The sequence below is a fragment of the Pseudomonas sp. GW823-FHT05G12 genome (assembly GCF_058795575.1).
In genome coordinates this window covers 3,449,514-3,469,154 of sequence record NZ_CM179501.1, presented here as the reverse complement: position 1 = coordinate 3,469,154, position 19,641 = coordinate 3,449,514, and the positions used below count along the sequence as shown (strand labels likewise).

Annotated in this window: 25 protein-coding genes and 1 pseudogene; 13 read left to right on the top strand and 13 right to left on the bottom strand. The window is 61.6% G+C overall.

The features are described 5' to 3' along the window. Positions 1–68 precede the first annotated feature (68 nt). Genes AC3RCM_RS15835 through AC3RCM_RS15805 form a run of 7 tightly spaced genes read left to right on the top strand, consistent with a single transcriptional unit; the run spans position 69 to position 6,354 of the window. Positions 69–749, top strand: coding sequence for a thermostable hemolysin (locus AC3RCM_RS15835; RefSeq protein WP_010953624.1), 681 nt, complete (start codon positions 69–71; stop codon positions 747–749). Beyond that, positions 739–2,208 carry an AMP-binding protein gene (locus AC3RCM_RS15830; RefSeq protein WP_492629012.1) on the top strand — a complete coding sequence of 490 codons (1,470 nt, stop codon included), beginning with the start codon at positions 739–741 and terminating at the stop codon, positions 2,206–2,208. Before AC3RCM_RS15835 ends, AC3RCM_RS15830 begins: the two co-directional genes overlap by 11 nt. Before the next feature lie 8 nt (positions 2,209–2,216). After that, on the top strand, positions 2,217–2,897 hold the full coding sequence (locus AC3RCM_RS15825) for an iron-containing redox enzyme family protein (RefSeq protein WP_064493335.1): 681 nt from the start codon (positions 2,217–2,219) through the stop codon (positions 2,895–2,897). Further along, positions 2,884–3,690: an SDR family oxidoreductase gene (locus tag AC3RCM_RS15820; protein ID WP_336087958.1), complete on the top strand. Its 807-nt coding sequence runs from the start codon at positions 2,884–2,886 to the stop codon at positions 3,688–3,690. Before AC3RCM_RS15825 ends, AC3RCM_RS15820 begins: the two co-directional genes overlap by 14 nt. After that, positions 3,687–4,328: a hypothetical protein gene (locus AC3RCM_RS15815; protein WP_104961945.1), complete on the top strand. Its 642-nt coding sequence runs from the start codon at positions 3,687–3,689 to the stop codon at positions 4,326–4,328. Before AC3RCM_RS15820 ends, AC3RCM_RS15815 begins: the two co-directional genes overlap by 4 nt. Positions 4,329–4,330: 2 nt before the next feature. Next, complete coding sequence (locus AC3RCM_RS15810) at positions 4,331–4,993, top strand: response regulator (protein ID WP_266024735.1); 663 nt, start codon at positions 4,331–4,333, stop codon at positions 4,991–4,993. Further along, entirely contained in the window at positions 4,990–6,354 is a 1,365-nt protein-coding gene (locus AC3RCM_RS15805; RefSeq protein ID WP_064493332.1) for a sensor histidine kinase, read from the top strand. The genes AC3RCM_RS15810 and AC3RCM_RS15805 overlap by 4 nt, the downstream gene beginning before the upstream one ends. 12 nt (positions 6,355–6,366) lie before the next feature. On the opposite strand, the gene arsH is transcribed toward AC3RCM_RS15805, so the two are convergent. From arsH to AC3RCM_RS15785, 4 genes are read right to left on the bottom strand one after another with little or no spacing between them, the layout of a single operon-like run. Beyond that, positions 6,367–7,068: an arsenical resistance protein ArsH gene (arsH, locus tag AC3RCM_RS15800; protein ID WP_010953631.1), complete on the bottom strand. Its 702-nt coding sequence runs from the start codon at positions 7,066–7,068 to the stop codon at positions 6,367–6,369. Positions 7,069–7,081: 13 nt separating this feature from the next. Then, positions 7,082–7,552, bottom strand: coding sequence for an arsenate reductase ArsC (locus AC3RCM_RS15795; RefSeq protein ID WP_020192315.1), 471 nt, complete (start codon positions 7,550–7,552; stop codon positions 7,082–7,084). 27 nt (positions 7,553–7,579) lie between these two features. Continuing rightward, positions 7,580–8,863, bottom strand: coding sequence for an arsenic transporter (locus AC3RCM_RS15790; RefSeq protein WP_492629011.1), 1,284 nt, complete (start codon positions 8,861–8,863; stop codon positions 7,580–7,582). Between the two features lie 21 nt (positions 8,864–8,884). Then, positions 8,885–9,232, bottom strand: coding sequence for a metalloregulator ArsR/SmtB family transcription factor (locus tag AC3RCM_RS15785; protein WP_010953634.1), 348 nt, complete (start codon positions 9,230–9,232; stop codon positions 8,885–8,887). 213 nt (positions 9,233–9,445) lie between these two features. On the opposite strand from AC3RCM_RS15785, the gene AC3RCM_RS15780 reads away from it, so the two are divergent. Beyond that, positions 9,446–9,619, top strand: coding sequence for a hypothetical protein (locus AC3RCM_RS15780; protein WP_017147688.1), 174 nt, complete (start codon positions 9,446–9,448; stop codon positions 9,617–9,619). A 119-nt stretch (positions 9,620–9,738) separates the two neighbouring features. Here AC3RCM_RS15780 and AC3RCM_RS15775 read toward each other — a convergent pair whose 3' ends face one another. Together AC3RCM_RS15775 and AC3RCM_RS15770 are read right to left on the bottom strand one after the other, a co-directional pair. Continuing rightward, the gene (locus AC3RCM_RS15775) at positions 9,739–10,746 is read right to left on the bottom strand and encodes a zinc-binding alcohol dehydrogenase family protein (protein ID WP_492629010.1); all 1,008 of its coding nucleotides are present in this window, start codon (positions 10,744–10,746) and stop codon (positions 9,739–9,741) included. 151 nt (positions 10,747–10,897) lie between these two features. Further along, entirely contained in the window at positions 10,898–11,695 is a 798-nt protein-coding gene (locus AC3RCM_RS15770; RefSeq protein WP_064493329.1) for an SDR family NAD(P)-dependent oxidoreductase, read from the bottom strand. A 109-nt stretch (positions 11,696–11,804) separates the two neighbouring features. On the opposite strand from AC3RCM_RS15770, the gene AC3RCM_RS15765 reads away from it, so the two are divergent. Beyond that, positions 11,805–12,746, top strand: a complete 942-nt coding sequence (locus tag AC3RCM_RS15765) for a GlxA family transcriptional regulator (RefSeq protein WP_064493328.1) — start codon at positions 11,805–11,807, stop codon at positions 12,744–12,746. Positions 12,747–12,756: 10 nt separating this feature from the next. Here AC3RCM_RS15765 and AC3RCM_RS15760 read toward each other — a convergent pair. The 3 genes and pseudogenes from AC3RCM_RS15760 to AC3RCM_RS15750 form a co-directional block, all read right to left on the bottom strand. Beyond that, a pseudogene (locus tag AC3RCM_RS15760) lies at positions 12,757–12,996 on the bottom strand (hypothetical protein); the annotation flags it as partial. Positions 12,997–13,071: 75 nt separating this feature from the next. Beyond that, complete coding sequence (locus AC3RCM_RS15755; protein WP_010953638.1) at positions 13,072–13,536, bottom strand: PA2171 family ribosome-binding persister protein; 465 nt, start codon at positions 13,534–13,536, stop codon at positions 13,072–13,074. A 168-nt stretch (positions 13,537–13,704) separates the two neighbouring features. After that, on the bottom strand, positions 13,705–14,562 hold the full coding sequence (locus AC3RCM_RS15750) for a glucose 1-dehydrogenase (RefSeq protein WP_010953639.1): 858 nt from the start codon (positions 14,560–14,562) through the stop codon (positions 13,705–13,707). A 194-nt stretch (positions 14,563–14,756) separates the two neighbouring features. Between AC3RCM_RS15750 and AC3RCM_RS15745 the strand changes: the two genes are divergently transcribed. Next, entirely contained in the window at positions 14,757–15,281 is a 525-nt protein-coding gene (locus tag AC3RCM_RS15745; protein WP_010953640.1) for a hypothetical protein, read from the top strand. 56 nt (positions 15,282–15,337) lie between these two features. On the opposite strand, the gene AC3RCM_RS15740 is transcribed toward AC3RCM_RS15745, so the two are convergent. The 4 genes from AC3RCM_RS15740 to AC3RCM_RS15725 all read right to left on the bottom strand — a co-directional run bounded on the left by AC3RCM_RS15740 (position 15,338) and on the right by AC3RCM_RS15725 (position 18,098). Next, a complete protein-coding gene (locus AC3RCM_RS15740; protein ID WP_104887464.1) occupies positions 15,338–15,877 on the bottom strand; it encodes a type 1 glutamine amidotransferase domain-containing protein in 540 nt (179 codons plus the stop codon). A gap of 92 nt (positions 15,878–15,969) precedes the next feature. Beyond that, positions 15,970–16,662, bottom strand: a complete 693-nt coding sequence (locus AC3RCM_RS15735; RefSeq protein ID WP_003254014.1) for a DUF421 domain-containing protein — start codon at positions 16,660–16,662, stop codon at positions 15,970–15,972. 95 nt (positions 16,663–16,757) lie between these two features. Then, the gene (locus AC3RCM_RS15730; RefSeq protein ID WP_064493327.1) at positions 16,758–17,528 is read right to left on the bottom strand and encodes an SDR family NAD(P)-dependent oxidoreductase; all 771 of its coding nucleotides are present in this window, start codon (positions 17,526–17,528) and stop codon (positions 16,758–16,760) included. 78 nt (positions 17,529–17,606) lie between these two features. Beyond that, complete coding sequence (locus AC3RCM_RS15725; RefSeq protein ID WP_198747246.1) at positions 17,607–18,098, bottom strand: DUF1543 domain-containing protein; 492 nt, start codon at positions 18,096–18,098, stop codon at positions 17,607–17,609. A gap of 160 nt (positions 18,099–18,258) precedes the next feature. Between AC3RCM_RS15725 and AC3RCM_RS15720 the strand changes: the two genes are divergently transcribed. The 3 genes from AC3RCM_RS15720 to AC3RCM_RS15710 are packed head-to-tail and all read left to right on the top strand — an operon-like array spanning position 18,259 to position 19,636. Next, entirely contained in the window at positions 18,259–18,795 is a 537-nt protein-coding gene (locus AC3RCM_RS15720) for a chalcone isomerase family protein (RefSeq protein WP_003254011.1), read from the top strand. A gap of 2 nt (positions 18,796–18,797) precedes the next feature. Beyond that, entirely contained in the window at positions 18,798–19,334 is a 537-nt protein-coding gene (locus tag AC3RCM_RS15715) for a DUF3833 domain-containing protein (protein ID WP_104887466.1), read from the top strand. Then, entirely contained in the window at positions 19,331–19,636 is a 306-nt protein-coding gene (locus AC3RCM_RS15710) for a DUF6482 family protein (RefSeq protein ID WP_003254009.1), read from the top strand. The genes AC3RCM_RS15715 and AC3RCM_RS15710 overlap by 4 nt, the downstream gene beginning before the upstream one ends. The last annotated feature ends 5 nt before the right edge of the window (positions 19,637–19,641 follow it).

Genomic DNA, 19,641 nt, shown 5'->3' with positions numbered 1-19,641 from the left:
CGACTTCAGATTGCATTCAGATTCGGCCCCGATAATTTCCTCCGTCGCACCTAGGCGGGGGAAACTTCATGACTCAGTCTCATCAATGGCACAGTTTGCTTCCGTTACCCATCGGTAGCCATGCCGATCATCAGGCGCACCTTTCTCTTCACCTTAGCGGCGATCATGGGCGAGGCGAGCTGGAGCACTTCATACACGAGCGCTTTGCCAGTGTGCACCAGGCGGATGTGCAGCATTACCTGCCGGAGCTGCTTGCCTTGCAGGGTAGCCACGGTCGGCTGATTGCGGCGGCGGGCATGCGACCGGCCAGCGAAGGGCCGCTCTTTCTTGAGCGGTACCTGGACGAGCCTCTGGAATCCGCTGTTTCACGGGTAACCGGTGCCTCACCGGATCGCAACTGCATGGTAGAAGTAGGCAACCTGGCCTCGCTCAGCGCCGGTAGCGCTCGAATAATGATCATCGCCGTGACGTGGTTGCTGGCCATGCGCGGTCTGGAGTGGGTCGCATTCACGGGCGCCGCGACACTGTTCAACAGTTTCCGGCGACTGGGGCTGGTGCCTACTGTTCTGGCCTCAGCGGATCCTGCGCGCTTGCAGGGCCAAGTGGACCAGTGGGGGACCTATTACGACCAGCGACCCCAGGTATTTGCCGGCAACATAGGCGTTGGCTTCGATGCCCTGAAGCAGGCGGGCATGTTCGAGCGGCTTGGGTTTCCCATGTTAGCCCTGGAGACCGGCCATGCGGCATGAACTGACAGCCTTTCAGGCACTGTTGCGCCAGCACGCCGTGGAGCATCCTGACGCCGTGGCCGTTCAGGGCGATGCGCAGCGTTACACCTACCGGCAACTGCTCGACGAAGTCGAATCTCGTGCGGGCTGCCTGCGCAGCCAATCACCGGGAACCTTCGCTGTGGTGCTGGATAACGGGCCCGAAGCGCTATTCTGGGATTTGGCGGCGCTGTTCGCCGAACGCGCCAGTGTGACAGTGCCGCCGTTTTTCAGCGCGACCCAGTTCCAGCACTGCTTGCAGCAAAGCGGAGTGACGGCGGTCGTGTGTGAGGCGCAGTGGGCCGAACAGCTCATTGCGCTTGGCTTTGCCCGGCAGGCGCCAGCTGGCGTGTGGCAGCGTGACAGTTTTGTCGCCCCGGCGCTGCCTGAGGGCACTGCCAAGATCACTTATACCTCCGGTAGCACCGGCACGCCCAAAGGCGTGTGCCTGAGCGCTGAAACCCTGTTGCGTGTGGCGCATGAGCTGGAGGCCGCCAGCCGCCCAACCGCGCCGCAGCGATACCTGGCGGTACTGCCACTGGGCGTTTTGCTGGAAAACCTGGGCGTCTACGCCGCGCTCATGGCTGGCGCTTGTGTGCAGCTCTATCCGCAGCAGCAGTTGGGGATGGGAGGGGCAAGCCAGGTCGATTTCAAGCGCCTGCTGGGCGCAATCGCCCTCAGTGGGGCGCAGAGCCTGATCCTTGTGCCGCAGCTGCTGATGGGGTTGGTGACAGCGATCGAGCGTGGGCTGATGCGGGTCGGCCCACTGCGTTTGGTGGCGGTAGGCGGTGCTCGGGTATCGCCAAGCCTGCTCGCGCGGGCCGAGGCGGTCGGTTTGCCGGTGTTCGAAGGTTACGGCTTGTCCGAGTGCGCCTCGGTAGTGGCGCTCAACCGCACAGGGGCTGTGCGCCCTGGGAGCGTCGGCAAGCCATTGCCGCATGTGCAGGTGCGCATCGCCGAGGATGGCGAAGTCCTGGTGGCCGGCTCGACACTGCTGGGCTACCTGGGAGAGCCGCCTGTAACAGGGCAGTGGTGGGCAACAGGCGATGTAGGCCACCTCGATGAGGAGGGCTACCTCTACCTGAATGGCCGCAAGAAGCATCAGTTCATCACCAGTTTCGGGCGCAACGTCAACCCGGAGTGGGTGGAAGCCGAGCTGAGCCAAAGTGGCGTGATCGCCCAGGCTTTCGTGCATGGCGAGGCCTTGCCACGCAACCTTGCCTTGCTCTGGCCGCTGGATCCCGGCATCAGCGACGAGGCCATCGAACAGGCCGTACAGCAATGCAACGCGCGATTGCCCGATTACGCCAGGGTGCAAGCCTGGCGCCGCTTGCCAATGCCTCTGAGCACGCTTGACGAAACCCTGACTGCCAATGGCCGCCCGCGACGTGAGGCGATCTTGCAGCGTTACCACACCCTGTTGTCCGACATCTCGTTGTGAGGTTCACAATGTCCTTTTTCGACACCCTGCAAGTACAAACCGCCCAAGAGCGTCAGGCGCTGTTCGCCGTACCGGTGATCCGCGAAGCGCTGGCCGGCCAGGTCAGCCTGGACAGCTACGTCGCGTTCCTGACCCAGGCCTATTACCACGTGCGTCATACCGTGCCACTGATGATGGCCTGTGGGGCTCGATTGCCGCTGCGGCTGGAGTGGCTGCGCGGTGCGGTCTGCGAATACATTGAAGAGGAATACGGCCACGAGCAGTGGATCCTCAACGACATCAGAGCGTGCGGTGGTGACTGGGAGGCCGTGCGCGATGGCCAGCCGGTGCAATCCATCGAGCTGATGGTCGCCTACCTGTACGACCTGATCGCCCGTGGCAACCCGGTCGGGTTGTTCGGCATGGTCAACGTGCTCGAAGGCACCAGCATCGCCCTTGCCACCCAGGCGGCGGGCGTTATCCAGAGCACATTGGCCCTGCCTGACCAGGCGTTCAGCTACCTCAGCTCGCACGGTGCGCTCGACCAGGAGCACATGGTGACCTACAAACGGTTGATGGACCGCCTCGACGATGCCGGTGACCAGCAGGCCGTCCTCCACGCGGCCAAGGTCGTCTACCGCTTGTACACCGAGATGTTCCAGGGCTTGCCGCGTGCCGGGCAGCAAGAGGTGCACCATGCGTTTGGCTGAGTCCGTGGTAATCCTCACCGGCGCCAGTGGGGGCATAGGCCTGGCGCTGGCTGAACAGCTCTGCGCTGCCGGTGCCCAGGTGTTGGCCGTCAGTCGGCATATGGGCAAGCTGGCTGGCCTGATGAACCGGTACCCTGATCGTCTGCGCTGGCAGGAAGCCGACCTGCGCAGCCCGTCAGGGCGCGAACAGGTCATCGAGCGGGCACGCGAGATGGGGGCTGTGAATGTGCTGATCAACGCTGCTGGCGTGAATCGCTTCGCTCTGCTCGACCAGCTGGATGAGTATGCGCTGGACGAGCTATTGGACATCAACCTGAAGGCTCCCCTGCAACTGACACGCGCCTGCCTGCCGTTGCTGCGCGCTCAACCCAAGGCGTTGGTGGTCAATGTCGGGTCGACCTATGGCTCGATCGGCTACCCCGGCTACGCCACCTACTGCGCCAGCAAGTTTGCGCTGCGTGGTTTTTCGGAAGCGCTGCGCCGCGAGTTGGCCGATACCACGGTGAACGTGCTGTATGCCGCCCCCCGGGCGACCCGCACAACGATGAACAGCAGCGCTGCGACTGCGCTCAATCAAGCGCTGAAAGTTGGTATGGACGACCCGGCGGACGTCGCCCGTGCTGTGCTCCAGGCGGTGCAATCCGAGCGCACCGAGCTTTACCTGGGGTGGCCGGAAAAGCTCTTCGTGCGTATCAACGGCATGTTGCCGGGCATAGTCGATCGCGCACTGCGCAAGCAACTGCCAGTCATTCGCCGCTATATCGGCAGCCACTCCAAGGAGTCGAACAAATGAAGCGTCTGTTCATTGCCAGCTTGCTGGCATTTGCACCCTTCACCTGGGCATTGGACCAGGCAGGCAGCCAGCGCCTGAGTGATCTGCAGCAGCGCTGGGCGCAGATTCAGTACCAAATGCCCAAGGATAAGCGTGCCGACGCCTTCGAGAAGCTGGCAGGCGATGCAGCAACGTTTGTTCATCAGTATCCGGGCACACCTGAACCGTTGATCTGGGAGGGCATCATCAACAGCAGTTGGGCGGGGGCGACGGGCGGCCTCGGTGCACTGGGCAAGGTCAAGGCGGCGAAAGCCAGCCTGGAGCAGGCCATGACGCTGGACCCAAACGCCCTGCAAGGTTCGGCCTACACCAGCCTGGGCACGCTGTATGACCAGGTGCCCGGCTGGCCTATCGGTTTCGGTGATGCCGAGATGGCCGACAAGATGCTGCGCAAAGCGTTGCAGATCAACCCCAACGGTATCGACAGCAACTATTTCTGGGCCGATCATCTGTATCGGCAGAAGCGCTACCCTGAAGCTACCGCCGCCCTGCAGAAAGCCTTGCAGGCACCGCCCCGGCCGGGGCGTGAGTTGGCTGACCAGGGCCGGCGTGCCGATATCGATGCTTTACTCAAGGCCATCAAGGACAAACAGGACTGAACATGCGGCTGTTGCTGGTTGAGGATGACATCGCACTGGGGGAAGGGATCTGCGACGGCTTGCGCCAGGAGGGTTACACCCTCGACTGGTTGCGCGACGGTGTCAGTGGCTTGCATGCGTTGCAGCACGAGACCTTCGACCTGCTGATCCTGGATCTTGGATTGCCCCGCATGGATGGCCTCGAGCTACTCAGGCGATTGCGCGCCGGCGGCGACAGCTTGCCGGTGCTGATCCTCACCGCGCGGGATGCCCTCGATGATCGCATTGCCGGCCTGGATGCCGGCGCCGATGATTACCTGGTCAAGCCTTTCGACCTCAATGAGCTCAAGGCACGCCTGCGCGCCTTGCTGCGGCGCAGCGTCGGGCGCGCCAAGGTGCTGATCGAGCATGCCGGGGTCAGCCTGGACCCGACCACCCAGCAAGTGCAATACAACGGCGTCGAGGTTGTGCTCACCCCCAAAGAGTATGTGCTGTTGCATGAGTTGCTGGCACAGCCCGGCAAGGTATTCACACGTGAGCGCCTGACTCAACTGCTGTATGGCTGGGATGAAGAGCCGGAGAGCAACACGCTGGAGGTGAACATCTACCATTTGCGCAAGAAGCTGTTCAACGGCCTGATTCGCACGGTGCGCGGCATCGGCTATCTGGTCGAGGTCAAGGCATGACCTCGCTTCGCCAGCGCACGCTGTGGCGCGTGATGCTCTTGCTGCTACTCGGTACCGGCTTGCTCGCGCTCTATAACTACCACGACAGCAGCCACGAAATTAACGAGGTGTATGACGCGCACCTGGCCCAGAACGCGCGTTTGCTGCAAGGCGTCATGAGCATGCCGGTACAAGAGGGCTCGCGTGAGGCGCTGTATCAGGCCTTCAACGATGCCTTGGGCAAAGCGGGGCGGCACCAGGTGGGGCACCCTTACGAAAGCAAGCTGGCATTCCAGGTCTGGGGTGAAGGCATGGCGTTGCTGGTGCATACACCCAGTGCGCCACCCATCGACCCACCACCCACTGCTCCGGGGTTCTATGACTTTTCCAGTGGCGGTGAACAATGGCGCGGTTTCGTTTTGCCGGTCCCGGAAAAACACTGGCTTATCTGGGTGGGTGAGCGTGATGATGTGCGCTACGACCTGATCGACCGCATCGTTCGCCACACGCTGTTCCCGTTCCTGCTTGGCAGCCTGGCGTTGGCACTGCTGGTGTGGGCTGCGATCGGCTGGGGGCTGCGGCCACTGCAGAACATGGCCAATGTCATCCGAAGACGCCATGCCGATTCGCTGGAGCCGCTGCAACTGGTACCGCTTCCCACTGAACTGGAGCCCATGCAGGCCGCGATCAATCGCTTGCTGGCGCAGATCGACGATCTGCTGCGGCGTGAACATCGCTTCATTGCCGATGCTGCCCACGAAATGCGTACGCCTCTGGCCGTATTGCGCCTGCACGCGCAGAACGCGCTGGCCGCCAGCAATGATGCCGAGCGCCAGAAAGCCCTGGGCTTTCTTGTGGGCGGGGTCGATCGGCTGACACGGGTGGTCAACCAGTTGCTGACCTTGGCCCGCGTCGAGCCAAGACTGGGGCAGCGAGCCAGCACCCGGATCGACCTGGCCGAGGTCGTCACCGAAACCCTGGCTGAACTGACCCCATGGATACTGGACCGAGGCCTGGAACCCTCGCTGGACATCGACGAAGGGGACCACCACCTGCAGATCGACGCCGGCGCGCTGGGCATTGCGCTACAGAACCTGGTGTCCAACGCGGTAGAACACTCACCGCCTGGTGGGCGCATCGCCGTGTTACTGCGGCGCCTGGACAGCAGCGTCGAACTGGTCGTCGAGGATGAAGGGACGGGTATCGATGAGGAGAGCCTGTCCCGTGTATTCGAGCGCTTTTACAGCCGAAATAGCCCAAATGGTGCTGGCCTCGGGCTGTCCATCGTCGCGACCATCATCGACCGTATGGGGGGGCAGGTACGCCTTGAAAACAGAGCGGGTAGCGGGCTGGCCGCTACCTTGTCGTTTCCACTGTCTTGAATCACCTTTGCTTCAGATGGATCGCTGATTGACCCGCTCAGATAGCTGCTCGGCGCTTTCCTTGCGCTCCGAATAGCGATCCACCAGGAATGCCTGGCGGTCGCGCAGCAGGACGGTGAACTTCACCAGCTCCTCCATGACATCAACCACGCGATCGTAGTACGGCGATGGCTTCATCCGCCCGGCGTCGTCGAACTCCAGATAAGCCTTGGGTACCGAAGACTGGTTCGGGATGGTGAACATCCGCATCCAGCGGCCCAGCACGCGCAACTGGTTGACCACGTTGAACGACTGCGAGCCGCCGCACACCTGCATCACGGCCAGGGTCTTGCCTTGGGTGGGGCGCAATGCCCCCAGCGCCAAGGGAATCCAGTCGATCTGTGCCTTGAACACCGCCGACATCGCTCCATGGCGCTCTGGCGAGCACCACACCTGGCCTTCTGACCACTGCACCAGTTCACGCAGCTCCTGCACCTTGGGATGCTCTACGGGTACATCGTCAGGCAGCGGCAGGCCCGACGGGTCGAAGGTGCGGGTTTCGGCACCGAAGTGCTCCAGCAGACGCGCGGCTTCTTCTACCAGCAAGCGACTGAAGGAGCGTTCTCGGGTAGACCCGTACAGCAGCAGGATGCGAGGTTTGTGTTCGCAGGTCGGGGTTGCCGAAGGCGGCAGGTCGAACAGCGTGAGGTCGAGGTTAGGCAGTTGCTCGGACATGTTTTCTTCCTGTTCAAAGCGAGCCGATGCGATCCAGCGCGTGCTTGAGCTGCTCGCGGTCGAGGTGATCGAACGGCAGCGCGAAGAAGGCCTGGCAGCGAGATTCGATGCGGGCCAGTGTGGCCCGGAAAGCCGCATCGACCGATGCTTCGTCACCCACGACATCGGAGGGGTCTTCCAGCCCCCAATGCGACTTCAGCGCAGGGCCGAAATACACCGGGCAGGCTTCGCCCGCTGCCTTGTCGCAGACGGTGATGACGATGTCGGGTGGGTTGCCCTCGAACGCATCGTTGCCTTTGCTGCTCAAGCCCTCGGTCGAGATATTGGCCTGCTGCAACGTGCTCAGGCTGCGTGGCAACACCTGGCCCTTGGGGAAACTGCCAGCGCTGACTGCCTCGAAACCGGGCGGTGCCAGGTGGTTGAACATTGCTTCGGAAAGGATGCTGCGGCAGCTGTTGGCCGTGCACATGAACAGGACTCGCATGGAGGGCTCCTCCGCTGGGGGCGAACGTCAGAGGCTCAGGCGCAGTGCCAGAGCAGAAAGGGTGATCAGCAAAACCGGTACCGTGAGCAGCAGGCCGACCTTGAAGTAGTAACCCCAGGTGATGCGCACGCCTTTACGCGCCAGCACATGCAGCCAAAGCAGTGTGGCGAGGCTGCCAATCGGGGTGATCTTCGGGCCGAGGTCGCAGCCGATGACGTTGGCGTAGATCATCGCCTCACGTACCACGCCCTCTGCGCCGCTGGCCTGGATCGACAAGGCGCCGATCAGCACGCTGGGCATGTTGTTCATGACTGAGGACAGCAGGGCGGAAATCAACCCGGTGCCAATGGCCGCGCTCCACAGGCCCTGCTCGGCAAGCGTGTCCAGCAGGTGGGTGAGCATGTCGGTAAGGCCGGCGTTCTTCAGGCCGTACACCACCAGATACATGCCCAGAGAAAAAATCACCACCTGCCACGGCGCTTCCCGCAGCACGCGACGGGTTGAGATGCGGTGACCGCGAGCGGCCACGGCAAAGAGGATTGTGGCACAGACGGCGGCCACCGCACTGATCGGTATGCCCAGAGGCTCCAGTGCGAACAGGCCTGCAAGCAGCACCAGCAGCACCCACCCACCGACTTTGAAGGTGGCGTGGTCATGAATTGCCTCGCTCGGCGCCTTCAGCGCATCGAGCGCGTACTGCTTGGGGATATCACGACGGAAGTACAGGAATAGCACCAGCAGGGTGGCCGCCACGCTGGCGATGTTCACCGGCACCATCACCGATGCGTATTCGGCGAAGCCCAGGCCGAAGTAGTCGGTCGAGACGATGTTGACCAGGTTGGAGACCACCAGCGGCAGGCTTGCCGTGTCGGCAATGAAGCCCGCGGCCATGACAAAGGCCAGTGTCGCGGCGGGCGAAAAGCGCAGCGCGAGCAGCATCGACATGACGATGGGGGTGAGGATCAGCGCCGCACCGTCGTTGGCGAACAGCGCCGATACAGCGGCGCCGAGCAGTACGCAGAAGGCGAACAGGCGGTAGCCGCCGCCGTTAGCCCAGCGCGCCACATGCAAAGCGGCCCATTCGAAGAAACCCGCCTCATCCAACAGCAAGCTGATGATGATGACCGCGATGAACGTGGCGGTGGCGTTCCAGACAATGGCCCATACGGCAGGGATGTCATGCAGGGAAACTACGCCTGTAGCCAGGGCGATGATGGCGCCTAGCGCGGCGCTCCAGCCAACACCGAGCCCCTTGGGCTGCCAGATGACCAGTATGAGGGTGAACACGAAGACAGCAATGGCGGGCAGCATGAAAATCTCGCTTGGTGATGATCAGCAGCAGACGGAATCACGCACGGGGCGACCGTCCATGTTCTTCAGCCGAAGGGCATTGTCAGCCAGCCATTGCGAATTGGCTTGCAAGGTGACCTGAAGCATTTCGTGAACCCAGGAAGGCAGCTCCGGATTCAGGCGGTAATACACCCACTGGCCCTGACGGCGGTCCAGCAGCATGCCATTGCTGCGCAGTTGTGCCAGATGGCGACTGATCTTGGGCTGGCTGTCGTTGAGCGCGCACATCAGCTCGCAGACGCACAGTTCGCCCAGGCTGGCGATAAGCAGAGTGGCGCGAGCGCGGGTTTCGTCAGAGAGGCTCTTGAAGACATCGGGCGGTGTGATCATGGGGGGTGCCTGTACATGCGGAAAGTCGAATATACGTATTTCCATATGTACTGGCAAGCCTTCCTGGGCTTGTGCGCTTGCAGCTCACCATCGCCATGCCCTTCGGTCGACAAAAGCAGGGTTTTGGTAGGCTTCAGACGCTGATGGCAATGCAGGGTGTATAGTGCTTGCTCGGGTGACTGTCGTTCAGTGGCTCATAACCGAGATGCCAACATGTCCCAGACGTACCCCAGCGCGGCCCAAAAAGCCCATGTTCGCATCTGCGAGCAGGTCGAGGCCTTCCTTCAGCATGGCGGCCGCATTCAGCAGGTAGCGATCGGTGTCACCGGCTACGCTGAAGGTGTCTCCAGGGCGCAGTGGAAAAAAGGGCGCACTGCAAAACCTTGAGGAGGCCAGCCGCCGCCGGGAAACGTTCCTTTCAGGTGGTGATTCATGGCTTGTGCATTCGCGAAGCGGAGGCCGGGGTGGTCTTGAAAGCTGAGCCCTGGATCAGAACCGGAACCCGATCAGAAACCTTCCAGAACAATCTTGCCGCGTGCTTTCCCGCTCTCGATCAGGGCGTGAGCGCGTTTGAGGTGCTCGGCGTTGATGGTGCCGTAGTGCTCGCCGAGGGTGGTCTTGAGCACCCCATCATCGACCAGCTGTGAAATGCGATCGAGTAGTTGATGCTGCTTGATCATGTCCTCGGTCTGGTACAGCGAACGCGTGAACATGAGCTCCCAGTGCAGGGAGAGGGATTTGCGCTTGAGCGGCATGACATCCAGTTGCGCCGGGTCGTCGATCAGCGCGAGCTTGCCTTGTGGACGAAGCACTTCGACCAGTTGGGGGAGGTAGGTGTCGGTATGGGTCGGGCTGATCACATGGTCGACCTGGCTCAGATTGAGCGCTTCCAGTTGATGCGGGATGGGTTTGGTGTGATCGATGACATGATGCGCCCCCAGTTCCTTGACCCAGGCTTTGGTTTCAGGCCTCGACGCTGTGCCGATGACCACCAGCTGTGTGAGCTTGCTGGCGAGCTGGACCAGGATCGAGCCCACTCCGCCGGCGGCTCCGATCACCAGTAGGCTTTGGCCCTGGCCCCCGTTTTCTTCGACACCCAGGCGGTCGAACAGCAGCTCCCATGCGGTGATGGAAGTTAGGGGCAGGGCTGCGGCACTGGCGTTGTCCAGGCTGCGGGGCTTGTGTCCGACGATACGCTCGTCCACCACATGGCGCTCGCTGTAGCTGCCAGCACGGTCGATGGCACCGGCGTAGTAAACCTCATCGCCAGGTTGGAACAACGTGACCTCTGGCCCAACCTCGCGAACAACGCCAACCGCATCCCAGCCAAGAACCTGTGGTTGCTCACCGCCGCGGCTCGCGCGGATTTTCGTGTCGACCGGGTTGACAGCAATGGCCTTTACCTCGACCAGCAGATCCCGGGCACCCGGTTTGGGTTCGGGCAACTGCGCGTCATACAGCGACTGTGGGTCCTGGATCGGCAAACCGGGTTGGGTGTAAACGACAGCCTTCATGGGCGCAACCTCTTGGGTATTGGAAAAGTGAGCTCAGGCTAGTGGTTTGGATTAAGTCGATAAACTGGCCAAATAGCGCAAGACTTTCTTTCCCTCAGTGAAAATGGTGTGAGGCACTCGTTACCAAGCGTAAGCGCCTCACGCGCATCCGTCAGCTGGCGCTGTAACGCGGTGCAAGCTGGTTGCTGGACAGCTGGCTGAACAAGGCCTGCCGGGCAGCTTCGTATTGGTCGAAGGCTTGCAGATCTTGCATCGACGGCAAGGAGATCAGCACTCCGTTGTCGAAGTCCTGCAGCGCACCGTCCACCAGGTCCTGGGCCGACATCACGATGCCGGGGTCGAGGTTTTCGACCGGTAAGCCACCGATTTGCCAGAAGTCAGTGGCGGTAGCCCCGGGCAGTACCGCCTGCACCTGAACCCCCTTGCCCGCCAGCTCCTTGTTCAGGGACTGGGTGAACGCAGTGACGTACGCCTTGCTGCCGCCGTATACGCCGTTGAGCAGTTCTGGCGCCAGGCTGACGATGGACGAGATATTGATGATCGCCCCCTGCTTGCGCGCTACAAAACCGGGTACAGCCGCATAGGTCAGGCGGGTGAGGGCGGTGACGTTCAGGCTGATCATTTCGGCCATGCGTTCGACATCGCTTTCCAGCAGGCTGGTGTGGGTGCCGATGCCCGCGTTGTTCACCAGCATGCTGATGCTGGCGTCTTCGCGCAGCTTGCGTTCTACCTTGGCAAGGTCATCTGTATTGGCCAGGTCGGCCGGGAACACTTCCACGTTCTGCCGCGTTTCGGTGGTGAGCCGGGCCGCCAATGCGTTGAGGCGTTCCCGGTTGCGGGCCACCAGTACCAGGTCATAGCCGCGGCGTGCCAACTGTTCTGCGTAGAGCGAACCGATGCCGGTGGACGCGCCGGTGACAAGCGCGGTGCCTTTGAATGCCTGTGTCATGGTGATACTCCGTTGCTTTGTGTGGGTGGAGCCATCATGCAGAAGACAGTTTTTGTCTTAAAGGACGTATATGGTAGTTTTTCAGGACATTGCTCAGAGGGGCTCAAGCATGCACCGGGTCGGCTATTTGTTAACCGAAGGCTTTCAGATCATGTGCCTGGCAACGCAAACCGTGTTCGAGTTTGCCAATATCGTCGCCGGCAAAGCGGTTTACAGGCTCGAGAACTTTTCTGTCGGGGGCGGCACGCTACGCTCCTCGCTGGGGATGTCTGTCGAGACGCTGCCGTTGGCTGCCCCTGGCCTGGCCGACACCTGGATGGTGACGGGTACGCTGACGCCGTTGACGCCACCCGGTGACGAGGTGCTGGCCAGCGTACGGGGCTTTGTCGACGCTGCGCGGCGCACTGCGGGCCTATGCACCGGGAGTTTCGTTCTGGCGCAGGCCGGGGTGCTGGATGGGCGGCGTGCTACAACCCACTGGGCCTACGCGAACAAGTTGCGTGAGTTGCACCCGAAGATCGACGTCGAGGAAGACCGGATCTTCATCGTCGATGGGCCGATTTGGACGTCCGCCGGCATGACCGCCGCCCTGGACATGGCCCTGGGCATGGTGGAAAAGGATCTGGGTAACGAGATGGCCAGGTCGGTAGCGCACAAGATGGTCATGCACCAACGCCGTTCTGGCGGGCAGTGCCAGCACTCCGAACTGTTGTCGCTGTCGCCCAGGACGGACCGTATCCAGAGCGCCCTGGATTACGCGCGCAGGCACCTCAGCCGCCCATTGTGCGTGGAAGAGCTGGCCCAGGTGGCGCACCTGAGCCCGCGGCAGTTCACCCGTGTATTCACCGCCGAAACCGGGCAGTCACCCGCCAAGGCCATCGAGGGCCTGCGGCTGGAGGCTGCCCGGCTGATGATCGAGCAGAGCCGGCACAGCCTGGAGGTGGTGGCCAAGGAAACCGGGTTCAGGGACCGCCGGCACCTGCGCGAGGTATTCGTCCGTGTGTTGGGCGTACCTCCTCAGGCGGTGCGAAGGGATGCCCGGCAAGTGTGACCTGCGATTTACTTGAAGCGCTTTTGTTCTTGCGCCACCCCCTCAGGTTCATGAGGCACAACACAAGCTGCAGCACAATCAAAGCCCAGGCCTGGGTATGCCACCCCCAGACTGACCACAGTATGTTGCTGGCGATGAAACAGCAGAAGCCGACCATGCGCCGTCCTGGGCGGTGCGACCCGATGCACCAGGCTGCCACCACTGTGACCACCATGGCCGGCCACTCCAGCAATTCGATCCAGCTCTCCATCGAAGCGAGTCCCAAACATTAATCCCTGGCGTCAGGCCGGGCCGGTCGTGCCCGACCCGGCCTGGCGCCTTTGATTCAAGCGGCCCGTTGCTCACCCTTGAGCAGTTTTTTCTGGGCTTGCATGGCGAGCCCCAGCTCGTCCAGTTGGTCTTTGCCGAGGAGCTTTTTCGCGGTGGGGAAGAGTTCTTCCTCCTCTTCCTCGATGTGATGCTCAAGCAGCTCCTTCATCACCTTGACCCGACCGGCGAACTCAAGCGTGCCTGGCTGCGTATGAAGCAGATCAGGCAGCACCAGGGCGTCGACCGTCCGGTGTTCTTCCTTGGCTTCGTAATACATCTTGGCTTCCTCTTTACCACCGGCTTGCTTGATCGCCGGGTAGAGAATGTCCTCCTCCAGAGCGGTGTGGATTTGCAGTTCCTGCTCAATGCGTTGCAGCAGTTCGGCGCGTTTCTTCACGGCACGCTCTGTGGTCGCACAGAGCTCTTCCAGCAGCTTCTTGACTAATTTATGGTCTTGAACCAGCAAGTCGATAGCATTCATGGTGTCACCTCGTCGCGGGCGAATGAAAAATGGCTTGCATGAGGTTGAGTAGCAGTGGGCGGCAGGGTTCAACGCTGATGACGTCTGGTAGGGCACGCGTCAAGCTCAGGCTCGATACCGCTCTGCCAGAGGCGCCGAGGCCCGCGTCAGCAGGCGCCGGCAGCACGATCACAGAATAGGTTTGCCCCCCGTCACGGCGTAACGCGAACCCGAGATGTAGCTGGCTTCATCGGACCCCAGCAAGACATAGATTGGCGCCACCTCCACAGGTTGACCCGGCCGTCCCATCGGGTAACCGGAACCGAAGTTTCTCACCGCCTCATCAGGCATGGTGGCCGGGATCAGCGGGGTCCAGATCGGGCCGGGTGCGACGCTGTTGACGCGAATGCCCTGCTTGCCCAGCAGTTGCGCAAGGCCTGCAGTAAAATTGGCGATGGCCCCTTTGGTCGCGGCATAGGCCAACAGGCTGGGTGACGGGTCGTCAGAGTTGACCGAACTGGTGTTGATGATCGAACCGCCCTTTGGCATCGAGGGCAAAGCGCGCTGGCAAATGCGGAAAATGGCGGTGATGTTGGTATCGAAGGTCTTTACCCATTCATCGTCGTCAATGTCGTCCAGGCTTTCATGGGCCATCTGGAACGCGGCGTTGTTGACCAGGATATCGATGCGACCAAACTGCGCCACGGTCTTGTCGACGATGTCATGGCAGTGCTGTTTCTGTGCCAGGTCGCCGGGCAGCAGCAGGCACTGACGGCCAGCCGCTTTTACCCAGCGCGCGGTTTCCTGCGCATCGTCGTGTTCATTCAGATACGCAATGGCAACGTCAGCGCCTTCTCGGGCATAGGCAATCGCCACCGCACGCCCGATGCCGCTGTCAGCACCGGTTATCAAGGCGATCTTGCCTGCGAGGCGATTGTTGCCGGTGTAGCTCTGCTCACCGCAGTCCGGATACGGATCCATCTTGCGCTGGGAACCGGGAACGCTTTGCGGTTGGGATGGGAATGGAGGGGTAGGGTAGTCGCTCATGCTGGAAGCTCCTGCAGGGTTGGAACGCTCATTCCCGTTCGAAAGGCGCGCCAGGCCAGTGTTGAAGTGGATCTTCGTGCTGAGCGACGAGCGGTTGAGGCACCCATTCCCAGTGAATTTTTACCCTCCGCCTAGCTCTACCGCTGACGGGGCTTGCTGGCATGGGTGAGGCCCACGTCATCAAGGAGTCTGCAGTGCCTCGAATCATCACGCCTTCCACGCCGGAACATGAGATCGATCAGACGAACGAGAGGATGTTCGGTACGCCCAAGGAGCGGCTGGATTTCTATCGACGCGAAATTCAGTATGAGACCACCATCCTGGCCAACCGTACCGACGCTTATCTTGCGGCCCAGTCGTTCCTGGTGATCGCCTACGTGTCATCGATGGGTAACCTGAACCAAAGCTGGGGCGAAATGTTCACCCTGATGGTCCCGGCTTTTCTCGCACTGCTCGGCGTGCTCAGTACACTGAATGCCTGGCCTGGCATCCGCGCGGCCTTCCGGATTATCGAGCACTGGCAGATGAAGCAGAGCCACTTGCTGCGCAGCGAGCCGCTGATGGGGCTGGCCTATGACGAGTCGCCGCTGTTCTGCGAGGCCGAAACCTCTCAGGCGGGGCACCGCAAATCGCTGCTGTTTTCCTTGCGCACGCCCTGGATTTTCCTGTGCTTCTGGGTGTTGCTGGGCAGCTATTCGGTTTTCATCCAGCTGGCGTGATCAGCGCGCGCTGGTCGCCACCATGGGCAACCAGCACGCACTGAACAGAACCAGGGTCAGTCTGCCAGTGCCTTGATCAACTGCTCATTGAAGGCGGGGATATCGTCCGGCTGGCGGCTGGTGATGAGGTTGCCATCGACCACCACTTGTTCATCCACCCACGTACCGCCCGCATTGCGAATGTCATCTTGCAAGGTCTTGTAGCTGGTCATTCGTTTGCCTTTGGCCAACCCGCTCGATATCAGCAGCCACGCGCCGTGGCAGATAACCGCCACCGGCCTGCCGGCCGCATCATGGCTTTTTAGCAGTTTCTGCGCGCCGGGGATCAAGCGAATGGTGTCGGAGTTCTGCACACCGCCAGGCAGCACCAAAGCGTCGTAGAGGTCAAGCTGCGCACTGTCGAAAGTCGCATCCACGCTGAACGCGTCGGCGGGTTCGTCATGGTTCCAGCCACGTACCGTGCCTTCTTTCTCGCTCAGGATATCGACCACCGCGCCGCTGTTTTCCAAGGCTTCACGCGGGCCGGTCAGTTCCACCTGTTCAAAGCCATCGGTGACCAGAAAGGCCACGCGCTTACCGTTCAATTGGGCACTCATCATTTTCTCCTCGTGCTGATAGGCCTTTCATAAGGGCCTGCAAACAGCAAGCAAAGTTCCTGCTCGATGCCTGGCGATATGGGGAGAACCTGCTAACGGTTGCGCACGGTATCCAATGCAGGCGACCAGACCGTATGACCGCAACGTGAACACGCCAGGGTGTCATGAGGCTCATGGTAGGCCGGGAAACCACAGCTCACGCAGCAATGCAACCCGGCGCCGGGCGGCGATGTGTACTCCGGGCGATGCTCGACCGGCAGCACTGACAGGCCTGGGCGTGTGTCTTGCTGATCGTAGAAGTACAAACTGAGATCGCCATCGGTTTCCAGAAGGCCCAGTCGAACCTGACCCAGGTGCTCGACACCTTGCTGGCGTAGCTCCATGAACAGCTCATTCGGTGAAATGTTCATGTGCCGCAGCGAATGGATTTCGTACATGCCATCTTTCACTACCGTGACCGGCAGCCCGTCGATCCAGGCCTCGCAGGTTCTGTTTCGCCTCATGAGGTAGACCGTTCCTCGGTAAAGCATGAACAGCGTGAGGAAAACCAAGGCCACCGGAAGCAGCGGTACGTCCTCGTAAAAGGTCACATCGCCGGCAGCTGAGCCCAGGGTGAGAATGACCACGAGTTCGAACCGGGACAGCTGTCTGATCCCGCGCCGGCCACTGAATTTCAGAAAGAAGAACACGGCCAGGAAGGCCGCTGAAACACGCACAGCAACTTCCAGCAGAAAGGTAAAAGGGAAGTCGCCTATCAGCATCCGTTGCAGATCAAACGAAACCATTCGTTCCACCCTTCCTTCTGCCGTTGTCAGATAAAGGGTTGACCGTTCTCGCTCAGGGCTGGTTCATCGACTTGGCCTGCAACTCTCCGCGCGCGTCACCAGGGAATCGGCGTGCCATCCCACGCCCAGAACGTTCCGCTCTGCGCCGGGCCGTGACGGCTCACAAGTGCCAGGATGCAGGTGGCGGCAAACGCGGGCGAGAACAGTTTGCCCGGCGGCACATTGCCCTGAAAGGGTCGGGAAAGCTGGGTGTCGGTGGTGCCGGGATGCAATGCAAGTACCGTTGACGCGGGGTTCAGTCGCTTCAGCTCGATGCTTGCAGTGCGCAGAAGCTGGTTGAGCGCGGCTTTGCTGGCACGGTAGCTGTACCAGCCCCCCAGGTGATTGTCGCCGATCGACCCGACCCGCGCCGACAAGGCGACGAAGGCCATTGGGTGCCGACGCAGCAGCGGCAGCAAATGCTTGAGCAGCAGGACAGGGGCGAAACAGTTGGTTGTGAAACTGCTCAGCAACCCCGCCATATCAAGCTGGTTGAGCGCTTTTTCAGCCCGTGCCGGGCCTTCTTGCAGCACGCCAAGCGTGCTGAAGACCAGGTTCAGCTGGTCGCAGCAGGCGCCCACCTGTGCTGCCAGAGTGTGCAGTGCCTGCTCGGACCGGGCGTCGCAGTCGAGGCGAACCAACCGTCGCCCGTGCTCTGTGAACAAGGTATCCAGCGCAGGGCTGGTGGTGGCTCGTCGCGAAACGGCGAACACCAGCCCGATGTCATCGCGCGCCAGCAACTGCGTGCACAATGCCAGGCCAATCCCTTGGCTGGCCCCGCAGACCAGCACGTTGGCGGGTGTCTGAAGGTCGTTGATCAGGCTCATCGGAGTGTCCTCTTGGCTGGGCGCTGGCGCCTCGTCCTGTGATGCCTGCCAACGTTCTTGCACCTGGCAGGGGTGAGCTCACAGCAGGATATAGTCGCTGTACTGCCGTAAGCCGTCATGTGGCCCTTCGATCAAGTGCACGTAACGGTCGTTCACCCAGTCGATCGGCAGGCAATCGTCGACGTCCAGTACCGCGTCGGTATGCGGCTTGAGCCAGTCTGCCTGCAGGCGCTGTTTGCCCAGTTGCCTGGCCTCGGCCTTGTCCTTCGCCACCACCAGCAGGTAGCGGTGTGCCTCGCCAAACACTCCGGGCTCGTAACCGCCAAGGTTGATGAAGAACAACCTGGGTTCGTGTGGGCCAGGCGCTACCTGACTGAACGCGACGCGGTAGCGGCCAATACCGTCGACTTCCATCCATGAGTCGATGTGCAGGCCCGTTCGGCTCCCGAACCAGGCTTGGCGCAGATGGGGGTAGGCCTGTTCAAGTGAGTCCGCCTGCGCGAACAACACGTCGTGGACCTCGATATTGGCCCGTGGGTGGCGTCCACCGAGCATGACGACGTACAGCATGAGCAATTCCTTCTATCTCGACTTTCATGGGTGTTCGATAACGGGGGCGCGAGGCTTGCAGAAATGTGCATGCTTGGCATTGAAATCTGTACATGCTCCAGCGAATATGTGTACAAGAGTCTACTATTGTATAATATTTCCCAAAGTGCTCGAGGTCAGAATGGCGCACCCTGCACGTTGGACCTGTCTGTGCCTGCTGCTAGCCGCCATGTCGTCGGCGGCAGACTGGCGAGCGGAGCTGCCTGCGGCGCAACGGCTGGGCGCCGGTGATTTCACCTGGTTTGGCCTGCGGCTGTATACCGCCCGGTTATGGGCAGTTGGCCCGGTTCAGGACTGGAACCAGCCGTTCGCCCTTGAGCTGCTGTATCACCGTTCATTGTCCCGGGACACGCTGGTCAAGGCCAGCCTCGAGGAAATGCAACGCCTGGGTGGCGGCAGCATGACGGCACAGCAACGCGCGGCATGGACCAGGGCGATTGAGCAGGCATTCGTGGACGTGAGCCCTGGCATGCGCATCACGGGCTTGTACCTGCCGGGGCAGGGTTGCCGCTTTTACGTCGACGGCAAATTGAGCCACGCGATCGACGATCCGGTGTTCGCCCGGGCCTTCTTCGCCATCTGGCTTGACCCGCGGGCCAGAGACCCCCAATTGCGTCAGCGGCTGCTTGGGCTGGCTGGCGATGACCGAGGAGCCTGAACATGTACAAAGCGCTGTTTCTGGCTGCCTGCCTGCTTCTGGGCAGTTGTGGCAATGTCGGTATCGAGCACTATGCCCAGGAGCAGCCGAAGCTGGACCTGGCGGCGTTCTTCTCGCGCCCGGTTCAGGCGTGGGGGATGTTCCAGAAGCGTTCCGGGGAGGTGGTCAAGCGCTTCCATGTGCGCATCGACAGCCGCCGCGAAGGTGAACGGCTGATCCTCGACGAGCATTTTCTCTATAGCGATGGCACACGCCAGCAGCGTACCTGGACGCTGGTGCCGGACGGCCCCGGGCGCTGGCGGGGAACAGCGGGGGACGTGATCGGCGAGGCGCGTGGCGAAGTGGCGGGCAACGCGCTGCGATGGCGTTACCAACTGGATCTGCCGGTCGACGGGCGGCACTGGCAGGTAGACCTGGACGACTGGATGTACCTCATGGATGACGACACCCTGATCAACCGCTCGAGCATGAGCAAGCTGGGCGTGGAGATTGGCCAGATCACCTTGTTCTTCCGCCGCCTGCCAGAGGGCACACCATGAACCTGATCGCGCTGACCCAGCTGGTTTCGACCGGCGAAGCCAAGGAACTTGAACTGCTGTCGCTGGAGGGTGGCTTCTACCTCCTGCGCGCCCTGACCGACGCCGGCCCTGTGACATTGAGCGATGCCCAGGGGCAGCCCGTGCGCGTGCGCTCCACGACCGAACTGCGGCAGTTGCTGGCCGACCTGCCGCCGGTGCCGTGCATGCTGGTGCAGCAGGTGGTGCATGATGAGATGTGCGGGCAACGTGACGGCCCCATCGCGCCGCTGCGTGTACCGGTAACGCTCACCAGCCAGTGGTAGCCCGG

Bases quoted from the DNA above. Each gene is read 5' to 3' on its own strand.
- AC3RCM_RS15770 (WP_064493329.1), bottom strand. From the start codon at position 11,695: ATGACACAGGCATTCAAAGGCACCGCGCTTGTCACCGGCGCGTCCACC.
- AC3RCM_RS15710 (WP_003254009.1), top strand. From the start codon at position 19,331: ATGAACCTGATCGCGCTGACCCAGCTGGTTTCGACCGGCGAAGCCAAG.
- AC3RCM_RS15775 (WP_492629010.1), bottom strand. From the start codon at position 10,746: ATGAAGGCTGTCGTTTACACCCAACCCGGTTTGCCGATCCAGGACCCA.
- AC3RCM_RS15810 (WP_266024735.1), top strand. From the start codon at position 4,331: ATGCGGCTGTTGCTGGTTGAGGATGACATCGCACTGGGGGAAGGGATC.
- AC3RCM_RS15820 (WP_336087958.1), top strand. From the start codon at position 2,884: ATGCGTTTGGCTGAGTCCGTGGTAATCCTCACCGGCGCCAGTGGGGGC.
- AC3RCM_RS15780 (WP_017147688.1), top strand. From the start codon at position 9,446: ATGTCCCAGACGTACCCCAGCGCGGCCCAAAAAGCCCATGTTCGCATC.
- AC3RCM_RS15830 (WP_492629012.1), top strand. From the start codon at position 739: ATGCGGCATGAACTGACAGCCTTTCAGGCACTGTTGCGCCAGCACGCC.
- AC3RCM_RS15755 (WP_010953638.1), bottom strand. From the start codon at position 13,536: ATGAATGCTATCGACTTGCTGGTTCAAGACCATAAATTAGTCAAGAAG.
- AC3RCM_RS15825 (WP_064493335.1), top strand. From the start codon at position 2,217: ATGTCCTTTTTCGACACCCTGCAAGTACAAACCGCCCAAGAGCGTCAG.
- AC3RCM_RS15795 (WP_020192315.1), bottom strand. From the start codon at position 7,552: ATGCGAGTCCTGTTCATGTGCACGGCCAACAGCTGCCGCAGCATCCTT.
- AC3RCM_RS15750 (WP_010953639.1), bottom strand. From the start codon at position 14,562: ATGAGCGACTACCCTACCCCTCCATTCCCATCCCAACCGCAAAGCGTT.
- AC3RCM_RS15790 (WP_492629011.1), bottom strand. From the start codon at position 8,863: ATGCTGCCCGCCATTGCTGTCTTCGTGTTCACCCTCATACTGGTCATC.
- AC3RCM_RS15730 (WP_064493327.1), bottom strand. From the start codon at position 17,528: ATGAGCCTGATCAACGACCTTCAGACACCCGCCAACGTGCTGGTCTGC.
- AC3RCM_RS15715 (WP_104887466.1), top strand. From the start codon at position 18,798: ATGTACAAAGCGCTGTTTCTGGCTGCCTGCCTGCTTCTGGGCAGTTGT.
- arsH (WP_010953631.1), bottom strand. From the start codon at position 7,068: ATGTCCGAGCAACTGCCTAACCTCGACCTCACGCTGTTCGACCTGCCG.
- AC3RCM_RS15720 (WP_003254011.1), top strand. From the start codon at position 18,259: ATGGCGCACCCTGCACGTTGGACCTGTCTGTGCCTGCTGCTAGCCGCC.
- AC3RCM_RS15815 (WP_104961945.1), top strand. From the start codon at position 3,687: ATGAAGCGTCTGTTCATTGCCAGCTTGCTGGCATTTGCACCCTTCACC.
- AC3RCM_RS15805 (WP_064493332.1), top strand. From the start codon at position 4,990: ATGACCTCGCTTCGCCAGCGCACGCTGTGGCGCGTGATGCTCTTGCTG.
- AC3RCM_RS15765 (WP_064493328.1), top strand. From the start codon at position 11,805: ATGCACCGGGTCGGCTATTTGTTAACCGAAGGCTTTCAGATCATGTGC.
- AC3RCM_RS15785 (WP_010953634.1), bottom strand. From the start codon at position 9,232: ATGATCACACCGCCCGATGTCTTCAAGAGCCTCTCTGACGAAACCCGC.
- AC3RCM_RS15835 (WP_010953624.1), top strand. From the start codon at position 69: ATGACTCAGTCTCATCAATGGCACAGTTTGCTTCCGTTACCCATCGGT.
- AC3RCM_RS15740 (WP_104887464.1), bottom strand. From the start codon at position 15,877: ATGAGTGCCCAATTGAACGGTAAGCGCGTGGCCTTTCTGGTCACCGAT.
- AC3RCM_RS15725 (WP_198747246.1), bottom strand. From the start codon at position 18,098: ATGCTGTACGTCGTCATGCTCGGTGGACGCCACCCACGGGCCAATATC.
- AC3RCM_RS15735 (WP_003254014.1), bottom strand. From the start codon at position 16,662: ATGGTTTCGTTTGATCTGCAACGGATGCTGATAGGCGACTTCCCTTTT.